The 5,693-nt window shown below is 61.8% G+C and carries 7 protein-coding genes and 2 pseudogenes; 7 read left to right on the top strand and 2 right to left on the bottom strand.

The annotated features are described in order from the left end of the window. From GSQ83_RS21725 to GSQ83_RS21710, 4 genes and pseudogenes are all read left to right on the top strand, one after another. A pseudogene (locus tag GSQ83_RS21725) lies at window positions 1-131 on the top strand (IS5/IS1182 family transposase); the annotation flags it as partial. Between the two features lie 148 nt (window positions 132-279). After that, window positions 280-486, top strand: a complete 207-nt coding sequence (locus GSQ83_RS21720) for a hypothetical protein (protein ID WP_216850472.1) — start codon at window positions 280-282, stop codon at window positions 484-486. Between the two features lie 102 nt (window positions 487-588). Then, window positions 589-849 (top strand): hypothetical protein, encoded by a 261-nt coding sequence (locus GSQ83_RS21715; RefSeq protein ID WP_158804972.1) that lies wholly within the window; start codon window positions 589-591, stop codon window positions 847-849. A gap of 907 nt (window positions 850-1,756) precedes the next feature. Next, window positions 1,757-2,137 carry a DUF6196 family protein gene (locus GSQ83_RS21710; protein WP_158804971.1) on the top strand — a complete coding sequence of 127 codons (381 nt, stop codon included), beginning with the start codon at window positions 1,757-1,759 and terminating at the stop codon, window positions 2,135-2,137. 223 nt (window positions 2,138-2,360) lie between these two features. On the opposite strand, the gene GSQ83_RS21705 is transcribed toward GSQ83_RS21710, so the two are convergent. Beyond that, entirely contained in the window at window positions 2,361-3,203 is an 843-nt protein-coding gene (locus GSQ83_RS21705) for an oxidoreductase (RefSeq protein ID WP_158804970.1), read from the bottom strand. Between the two features lie 94 nt (window positions 3,204-3,297). On the opposite strand from GSQ83_RS21705, the gene GSQ83_RS21700 reads away from it, so the two are divergent. Further along, window positions 3,298-4,203 (top strand): LysR family transcriptional regulator, encoded by a 906-nt coding sequence (locus tag GSQ83_RS21700; RefSeq protein WP_158804969.1) that lies wholly within the window; start codon window positions 3,298-3,300, stop codon window positions 4,201-4,203. Between the two features lie 221 nt (window positions 4,204-4,424). Here the strand turns inward: GSQ83_RS21700 and GSQ83_RS21695 are convergent, their stop codons facing one another. Beyond that, window positions 4,425-5,018, bottom strand: coding sequence for a LysR substrate-binding domain-containing protein (locus GSQ83_RS21695; RefSeq protein WP_158804968.1), 594 nt, complete (start codon window positions 5,016-5,018; stop codon window positions 4,425-4,427). Here GSQ83_RS21695 and GSQ83_RS21690 point away from each other — a divergent pair. Both GSQ83_RS21690 and GSQ83_RS21685 read left to right on the top strand, forming a co-directional pair. Beyond that, entirely contained in the window at window positions 4,995-5,414 is a 420-nt protein-coding gene (locus GSQ83_RS21690) for a hypothetical protein (RefSeq protein WP_158804967.1), read from the top strand. The two genes, GSQ83_RS21695 and GSQ83_RS21690, sit on opposite strands and share 24 nt — an antisense overlap. 42 nt (window positions 5,415-5,456) lie before the next feature. Next, window positions 5,457-5,693 (top strand): annotated as a pseudogene (locus GSQ83_RS21685) (IS6 family transposase); the annotation flags it as partial.

Raw genomic sequence — 5,693 nt, 5'->3', positions numbered from 1 at the left:
AACGCACATTCGGCTGGATGACGCGCTGGCGTAGGCTCGTGCGCGACTATGAAACCCGGCTGGACGTGTCCGAGGCCATGATCCATGTCGCCATGGAAAGCCTGCTTTTACGCCGGATCGCCCATGACTGACCTTTCTCAAACGGACTGTTAGCCGAACCGGCAATATCAGCTTAATCGGCGCCACTCATCGGCCTTGACTACGAAAGCCCCGTCTTCACCGGCGGGGTTTTTGCATGCCTTTGCGCGGGAGGCCAATGGAGCCAGGAGGGTGACGGCGATGCCCAAGTTCGAGGTATACCAGTACACGACCCGCGATCCGAAAGCGCGCAGCATGCGCATCGCGCCCCGATGGGCGACGCGGAGCGCTATCGAGAAGCTCAGCGAGGGATGGAGGGCCTCCGTTATCTTGAATGACACTGAGACCGAGATTGACGACTCTCACCTCGACCATAACGGCATGACCGAGGTTGGGTTCGAACCTTAGGCCCGCGTCACCCACGACGTTACGTTTCGTAGCAACTCCTAGTCGGGCCTCGCCGCGATTCCGCGCTACCTCATTTCTTCCCGTAACGGGACGGAACGGACGGTGCGCCTGGAATTTCGAGAGGCTTTGTGGTTTGTCGCCGGCGTCTTCATGGAGGCATCCGATCTCACCGGTGGCGAAGATGAACAGCCCGCCACACGCCGCAGCGCTTTAGCGGCGCTCGTCTTCCTGTCGCTGTTCGGTCTGCTGTGTCTCCAGATTGTGCACGTTCTGCGAAAGGTCGATGCGCTTCAGGATTGCGTCATGCAGGGCCGAACGAACTGCGTGCCCAGTCGCCACTACATCAACGCCCCTCCGCCGTAGGGCGTCCATATCACGGACACCCAGACGGTCAGGTGAAGGCCAGAAGTCCCTGGCCAGGCGCTCTATAGGCCGGTGACCAGTCGACCGACAGCATCTCGAGAAGGATAGCGTCGGGATCTTCGCCAGACCGTATCCTCTTTGTCAGCTCGGCATTGTTTCGGAGTTGCGCAAAAAGGATATTGGCGCGGTCCTGGGCTTCGTCATGCTCGGCTGTGAGCTTCCCGCTGATACTGCAGAGTAGCGAGTGCGCTCTTACGCTTCTGTTCCAGCATTGCTCCCTCCGGATTTCCTAGGCGCCGGAATATACTGATGCCATCCTGGGAATGGAGTCTGCGAAACGCAGAAAAGCCCGGCCGCCGAAGCGACCGGGCTGAAGTTTGTGATGTCGAAGAAAGCCGCTCTCACGTGCGGCGACGCCACCCTACGCAACCTGCGCGCGAAATAATAGGTAAATGTGCCAATTAGCTGGCCATGCTAATCCGAGCGCGCAACAAAAGCGGTCCGGGATGTTTTTCTTCTAGAGTTTGCAAAACGTAAACGCAGAAAAGGCCCCGCCGCGGCTGCGACAAGAAGGGCATGCTCACAGTCTGAGCACCTGTTCTGTCCCTATCGCTCACGCTCGCGGAATTAGAGTCCCGTGACAAGACGCTGTGCTATCAAGGGTGACGGTTACGTTTCGTTGCAATTCGAGTGCCGGCGGAATGGTAATATTTGCCATCGCTTCCTGCTCGAGTGGAGGGGAGGATGAACCCGAACGTTCAGGTGGTTTTAGATTTCGTCAGAAGCCTCTTCTCTGACCTCCTCGGTCCCGGGGAGCATCATCGGGATGAACATCCCAGCCGGCATGGGATCCTCCTTGCTCTAATCGTCCTCGTGATGCTTGGACTTCTTGGGATCTTAATCTGCGATGGGTTCGCTTACCGTCAGCAGTATTGAGGGTATGACGATTACCTTCACACCTTCCGCCCACCCGGGGGCGATTCGCCCTCCCCCATCTGCGTTTCGATCATCGCAATACAGGCCGCTCACCCAGTTGGTGCCGTATGACGGCAGCGATGGCGAGGCGTTCGGCATTTTCGGCTTCCACTTCCCGCCGGACAAGGACAATAGCGGGTTTGTGGGCTGGTTGGCATCCCACCTGAAGACGCAGTTCGGCAGCGGCGTGCTTGTCATCTGCGGGATGAACCAGGCTGATGGCGGGATCTATGACTATTGGGGCTGCCCGGCCGCGATCGCTCAAGACGTCTTCGATGCAGTGCTCAGGCTCAAAAAGGGTGACGAGATGTGACCGGTCGGACGGCCCATGATCGGGAGCGGGTGAACCCGCAGCTTTAATCACGCGCCGATGTGTTCGGACGGCGGGCAGCACTAGCGAGATCGGTGCTGGCGCTCGTCACGATTGCACACCTGCTCGACTTGATCGAACGATCGCGCCCGCTTGAGCCAGGGAGAGGCTGTTGGCCCACCTCATTGAGGGCCGCCAACGTCAGTTCATCGCGCGGCTGAAGCTCTCACTTGATGTCGGTCCCGCGCGTCACCGCCTCCCATGCGTCGGTTTCGCGGCGCATCTCGTCCAGCTTGGTCCGCAGCTGATCCAACGCATCGCCTCCGATCAGCAGGTGGACGGGAGGCTTCTCCGCCTCAATCGCGGCGATGATCGCTCGCGCGCCGAGCACGGGGTCGCCTTTCTGCTTGCCGTGGCCTGCTTGAGTGCCGGCGCGCGACTTTCCAGCCGTATCGGCGTAATCGTCGATGACGACCGCCGACTGTTTGATCGACTCCGGCCCGCGGAAATACGTGCGGAAAGCGCCGGGCGCGACCACGGTCACGCCGATCCCGAGCGGACCAACTTCCTTGGCGAGCGTCTCGGACATCGCCTCGATGCCGAACTTCACCATGTGATACCAGCCCACGCCAGGATAGGTCACAAGTCCGCCGATCGAGCTGATGTTGACGATGTGACCGTGCCGCCGCGACCGCATGCTGGGGAGCACCCCCTTGATCAAGTTGACCGGGGCGAAGAGGTCAGTCTCGAACAGCACGCGGACATCCGCATCCTCTCCTTCCTCGATCGCGCCGAGATAGCCATAACCTGCATTGTTGACGAGTACGTCGACGGTTCCAAACCGCTCCTCAGCCGCCTTGAGCGCGCTTGCGATCTGGTCGGGCCTGGTGACGTCGAGCGGCAGGGCGAGCGCGGCGTCCTCGTGCCCCTGCACAATATCCGCGACATCGTCGACGCGCCGGGCGGTCACGACGACCCTATAGCCAGCGCTCAGCGCCTCCTGTGCTATGGCCCGGCCCAGCCCCTTCGAGCACCCAGTCACTAGCCACACGGCATTCTTCGCGATCATGTTGCGTCTCCTCGTTATTTCGAAAAGACATGTGGCGAAGAGATCATCGTGCGATAAGATACTTTTTATCGCATGGATCACTGAACGAGATTGCATGATAGCAAAGCCCAGCCTCGACGATCTAGCTGCCTTCGCAGCCCTTGCGCGCACTGGCAGCTTTACGCGAACCGCGGCGGCCATGGGCATGTCGCCCTCGAACCTCAGCCACACCATACGGCGGCTCGAAAGCAGGTTGGGCCAACGGCTGCTCCAACGCACCAGCCGGAGCGTGTCGACCACTCCAGCGGGCGAGGCACTCCTTGCCGAGCTGGGGCCGTCGCTCGACAGCATCGGCGAGGCGCTCGCCACGCTTGAGCGCGGCGCCGACATGGTTGCGGGAACGCTTCGCATCACGGCGACGCGGCAAGCTCATGACGCCGTGATCCGGCCGGTGCTGCCGAGCTTCCTCGCCGACTACCCCGAGGCGATCGTCGAAGTCATGGTCGACTATGCGTTCCGCGACATCGTCGCCGATCGGTTCGACGCCGGGATCAGGCTGGGTGAGAAGATCGAGCGGGATATGATCGCGCTCAAAGTGGGCCCGGACCTGAGCATGGCGGTCGTCGCCTCGCCCGACTATCTCGCCGCCCGCCCACCAATCGCCCATCCGCGCGACCTAACCGGCCACCGCTGCATCAACTACCGAATGACGGGGTCCGGGGCGACCTATGCGTGGGAATTCGAACGCGGTGAGGAGGACCTAACGGTTCAGGTCTCCGGCGGGGTCGTGACGAACGAGCCCGGGATCATGCTGGAGGCCGCGCTCGACGGACTTGGCATCGCATATCTTCTCGAGCACGAGGCGGTCCGCTTCGTCCGCGAAGGCCGCCTCGTCCGCCTGCTTGCGGACTGGACACCTCCCTTCCCGGGCTTCCATCTCTATCATCCCAGCCGTCGGCAGATGCGTCCCGTGCTGACGGCCTTCCTCGACGCGCTGAAACGCGCGAGGCGCGGAAGATGAGGCGGGTGCAAGCTTGCCGAACTTGCGCCCGACCGCTCATCGAGTCTATCGCGAACAGCTAATGAAGGAATGCCCCATCACGGGCCCCTATTCCTGAAGCATGCGCAGCCAGACCTTTACGCGCCGCGGCACAGCGAATTCCGCCGCTCAGGCAGCAATCGCTTTTATTGTCAGATTCTTTCTCGCCAGCGCCAAACACCGACGTTCATACCGTCAAAACCTCAATGCCCGGCCGGAGCACGCGGGCTCGCAGGTAGCGCAGCGACGATGTAATCGATAAAGGCCCGAAGCTTCGGTGGTTGCGGTCGCTGGCTGCTGAACAGCAGCGCCATCGGCCGGCTCGGCGCATCGTAGTCGGTAAGCACGGGCACCAGCGCTCCTATATCGAGATGCTCGCGCAACACCGCTTCCGGCTGAAGGATAATGCCCCCGCCCGCGACCGCTGCCATGGCCAATACGCGGCCGTCGTTGACCTGGAAACGGCTATGAATACGAACGGAGCAAAGCGCGCCACCCCTCGAGAAGTTCCAGTCCGCGTAGGGCAGGCCCGAAGCATTGGTAAAACCGAGGCAGTTGTGGTCGGCAAGATCTGCGGGCGTCTGCGGACTACCTTGCGCCTTCAGGTAGGACGGCGACGCACAGGCGATCTGATCGTGGGGCGCCAATTCGCGTGCGACGAGCGACGTGTCGGCGATGGGACCGAGCCGCAGCACCGCGTCATAGCCCTCGTCCACCAGATCGACAAAGCGATCCGTCAGATTGAGCTCGAAGACCCCTTCACGTTCGCGAACATGGTCACCATCCAAGGTGCGCACACGCTTGATCTTCTGCTTGCACTGATTGGCGACATCGACACTCTGTCGGCCCTTAGATCCCGGCAATTCCCGACGATCGAGGTTGGAGAACCGCGCCGGCCTCGGCAACGCGTCACCTACGACCACCTGCTCGCGCAAGGCCGGTTCGAGGGCGGGATGCCGTTCACCTTGGAAGTAGCCGGAGGACGCACGAGAAAGACGCCGTTCTATCTGGATGTCGTTGGCACGGACGGGATTTTGCGGCTCGACGGAGGCGCTCCGCGCGGCGTCCAGGCCGGCCGTATCGGTCTGCTGTTGAACGGCGATCGACTGACCATCGACGAAGGCGACCATAGCGGCCTGGCTGATGGTGCTTTGAACGTCGCGGGCGTGTACGGAGCGGCATTGTCACGGTAACTGGGGCTGGCGGGCGTGAGCCGCGTGGGGGAGGATGGTGGGATGAAGAAGCCGCCCGACCCGCACTATCGTCACCGCTTCCCGGCGGAGTTAATCAGCCACGCCGTCTGGCTCTACCACGTATTCAGCCTGAGTTTTCGCGACGTCGAGCTGATCCTGGCCGAACGCGGCGTGGTTGTCTCCTATGAGAGCATTCGGCGATGGTGTCTGAAGTTCGCCGCGAGCTTCGCGGACAAGCTCCGCCGACGTCGGCCGCGGCCGGGCGACAAATGGCACATG

The sequence above is a fragment of the Acidisoma sp. L85 genome (genome assembly GCF_009765865.1).
GTDB lineage: Bacteria > Pseudomonadota > Alphaproteobacteria > Acetobacterales > Acetobacteraceae > Acidisoma.
Note: the sequence above shows the minus strand (reverse complement) of the source record. Positions and strands in the feature narration are given on the sequence as shown.